Raw genomic sequence first — 3,431 nt, 5'->3', positions numbered from 1 at the left:
TGTCGGACTGATGGTAGGCATCAACCTTGACACCGATGAAATCATTGCGGTTCGGGTAACAACCCACTCGGAAACGCCCGGCATTGGTTCCAGGGCCAAAGAGGACCTGTCCTTTGTTTCCCAGTTTGCCAGCAAGTCCATGTCCGCGAAATTCGGCCTTAAGAAAGGCGGCGGAGAAATTGACGCCATGTCCGGTGCAACGGTCACGTCAGCTGCTGTCAGCCAGGCTGCAATTGCAGCCCAGGAGCTGTACAAAAAACTGAAACCTGAAATCGTTAAACATATCGCTAACTAAGGGCACTCAGGAGAGATAATTATGGCACAATCCCTGGTAAAAGAATTTACAAAAGGTCTGTGGGCGGAAATTCCTCCGTTCCGGCTGGTTCTCGGGCTTTGTCCCGCCCTTGCCGTATCCAAGACCGTAGAAAATGGAATCGGCATGGGGGTGGCCACCACCTTTGTTCTGGTCTTCTCAAATATTTTGATCTCCATGCTCAGAAATGTAATTCCCTCAAAGGTCAGAATTGCCTGCTACATTGTTATTGTGGCCACATTTGTAACCATTGTGGAACTTATGATGCAGGCATATACCTATGAGCTGTTTCTGAAATTGGGTATCTTCATACCCCTGATCGTTGTAAACTGTATTGTACTGGGCCGGGCGGAAGCGTTTGCCAATAAAAACTCAATGCTCCCCTCTGCGGCTGACGGCCTTGGCATGGGTATTGGCTTTACCATGTCCCTGGCAGCACTTGGGGCTGTACGTGAGCTCATCGGGGCCGGCACGCTGACAGTATGGGGAGGTTCTCCCATCTTCACCATCGGTCATGGATATATTCCCTTTAAATTTATGCTTGAGGCACCGGGCGCATTTATTGCTCTGGGACTGATGCTCTGCCTGATGAATCTCATCGGGCAAAAATAAGGTAAGGAGATTTATAACATGGGTGATTTATTTGTTCTGGCAATCAGCTGTATTTTCATCAACAATATTCTCCTTGCCCAATTCTTAGGCAACTGTCCTTTTCAGGGCACCACCAAGAAAATGGAGACAGCCATTGGCATGGGAATGGCAGTTATATTTGTTCTGGTCATGGCAGGCATGCTAACCTGGATTGTAGACGCATACCTGCTTAAAGCGCTGAACATTGAATATCTGGGCACAGTGTCCTTCATTTTGCTTATTGCCGCCCTGGTTCAGTTTGTGGAAATGTTTTTAAAAAAAAGTATTCCGGGACTGTATGCAGGCCTGGGTATCTTTCTTCCACTGATCACAACCAACTGCGCGGTTATGGGTGTGTGTCTGATCAATATCAAGGAAGAATACACCTTTATTGAGGCCACAGTATCCTCTTTTTCCTATGCCGTAGGTTTTGGTCTTGCTCTGGTTCTGTTTGCCGGCATCAGAGAACGGATCATCCTTGCCCGAGTGCCCAAACCCTTGCAGGATACCTCCATCGGTCTTGTGAGTGCGGGCCTGCTTGCATTGATCTTTACCGTTTTCAGAGGCATGGTTTAGTTTAACAAAACACAAAAAAAATAAGGTGATTGTATGATTCCAGCTATACTGTTAATGCTGGGCATTGGCGCAACATGCGGCATTGTGCTCAGTCTAGCCTCCAAAATATTTTATGTGTATGAAGATCCCAGAATCGCACAGGTAGAAAACAATCTTGCAGGTGCCAACTGTGGCGGTTGCGGGTATGCGGGCTGTTCTGCAGCTGCAGCAGCAATCGTATCTGGTAAAGAACCCCCGACCGTTTGTATTGTCAATTCAAAGGAAGGCGTTGAAGCGGTTTCCCTGATCATGGGCGTTTCTGCAGGTGCTGCTGAAGCGCCCATGTCTTACAATATGTGTGAGGGCGGCAATCGGGCCGCTGATAAATACCACTATATGGGTGTTTCATCATGCAAAGCCATGGCTGCCATATTTGGCGGACACAGAGTTTGTACGGTTGGCTGCATCGGTCTTGGAGACTGTATCAAGGCCTGTCAGTTTGGTGCGCTTTACATGGGACCGGATGGTTATCCCGTGGTTGATGACGCCAAATGCGTTGGCTGTGGCGCATGCCAGAAGGCCTGCCCCAAAGATATTATTCAAGTCAAGACCCTGAGCGAAAAACTAATGGAATTCAATCAGGAGCAAGGTGCTCTGGCACCTTGCGCCCAGACCTGCCCTGCTGAAATCAATATTCCGAAATATATCAGTGAAATAAAAGCCGGAAAATATGCCGAGGCGGTTCAGACCATACGCATGAGAAACCCCCTTCTCCTTTCCTGCGGAAGGGTATGTCCTCATCCCTGTGAAGATATGTGCAGAAGGGGTATTGAGGATGAACCGGTTTCCATTAACCAGCTCAAACGCTTTGTGGCTGACTATGAAATGAATTCCGGTTCCCGGATTCCCATTACTTGTGCCCCTGATACCGGTAAAAAGGTCGCTGTAATTGGCGGCGGGCCTGCCGGACTTTCCTGTGCATATTTTTTAAGGCGCCTCGGTCATCAGGTCGATATCTTTGACGCTATGCCAAAACTTGGCGGTATTATCAGATACGGCATCCCAGAGTACAGACTTCCTAAAAAGGTTCTGGATTGGGAAATCCAGGGAATTCTCGATTTAGGAATCAAGGCCTTTACCCAAGTTAAATTCGGAGTAGACTTTGGACTAAGCTCTTTGGTAGCCTCCGGATACAACGCCATATTCATGGGAATTGGTGCCTGGAAGGATTATGCCCTTGGCATTGAAGGGGAAGAGCTTGACGGATGTTATAAGGGAATTGAATGGCTTTCGAGATTTTCCAGCGGTCAGGAAATGAAGATAGGAAAAACCGCTGCTATCGTCGGTGGTGGGAACAGCGCCATTGACTGCGTCAGAACACTGAAGCGGCTGGGGCTTGAAAAAGTGTACATTGTTTACAGAAGAACCCGGAAGGAAATGCCTGCCAATGCAGTGGAAATTCATGCAGCCGAAGAGGAAGGCATTGATTTTGTATTCCTTGCAGCCCCCACACGGGTTATTGGAGATGAAAACGGCAAAGTTAAAGGCCTTGAATACCTGAAGATGGAACTGGGTGAACCGGATAAATCCGGTAGAAGACGGCCTGTACCGGTTGAAGGATCTGAAACCGTACTGGACGTTGATATGGTTATCTCTGCCATCAGTCAGGCACCGGATCCCTCTTTTAAAGATACTGATCCAACTCCGAAAATAAAAGATCTGGAATTGACCCGCTGGAATACCATTGACAATAATCCTGAAACCTTGCAAACTTCAATCCCATATATTTTCACCGGGGGTGATTCAGCAACCGGACCTTCCCTTGTTGTTACTGCCATTGGCGGCGGAAGGCGTGCCGCCCGCGCCATCGACCTGTTCCTGAAAGGAAAACCGGTTGAACCGGTCGAGAATTCCTTACTGGGAAAAAGAATCC

The 3,431-nt window shown here is 48.2% G+C and carries 4 protein-coding genes; all 4 read left to right on the top strand.

Annotation, left to right across the window (positions count from 1 at the left end):
- The coding region (locus AB7U36_RS20915) for an FMN-binding protein (RefSeq protein ID WP_428161558.1) at window positions 1-295 on the top strand (295 nt) is incomplete at its 5' end.
- 21 nt (window positions 296-316) lie between these two features.
- On the top strand, window positions 317-925 hold the full coding sequence (locus tag AB7U36_RS20910; RefSeq protein WP_320397030.1) for an electron transport complex subunit E: 609 nt from the start codon (window positions 317-319) through the stop codon (window positions 923-925).
- 18 nt (window positions 926-943) lie between these two features.
- Complete coding sequence (locus AB7U36_RS20905) at window positions 944-1,519, top strand: electron transport complex protein RnfA (RefSeq protein WP_289020599.1); 576 nt, start codon at window positions 944-946, stop codon at window positions 1,517-1,519.
- 33 nt (window positions 1,520-1,552) lie between these two features.
- The coding region (locus tag AB7U36_RS20900; RefSeq protein WP_428161557.1) for an FAD-dependent oxidoreductase at window positions 1,553-3,431 on the top strand (1,879 nt) is incomplete at its 3' end.

The organism is Desulfobacter sp. (assembly GCF_050177295.1).
This window is presented reverse-complemented; position numbering and strand designations above follow the sequence as displayed.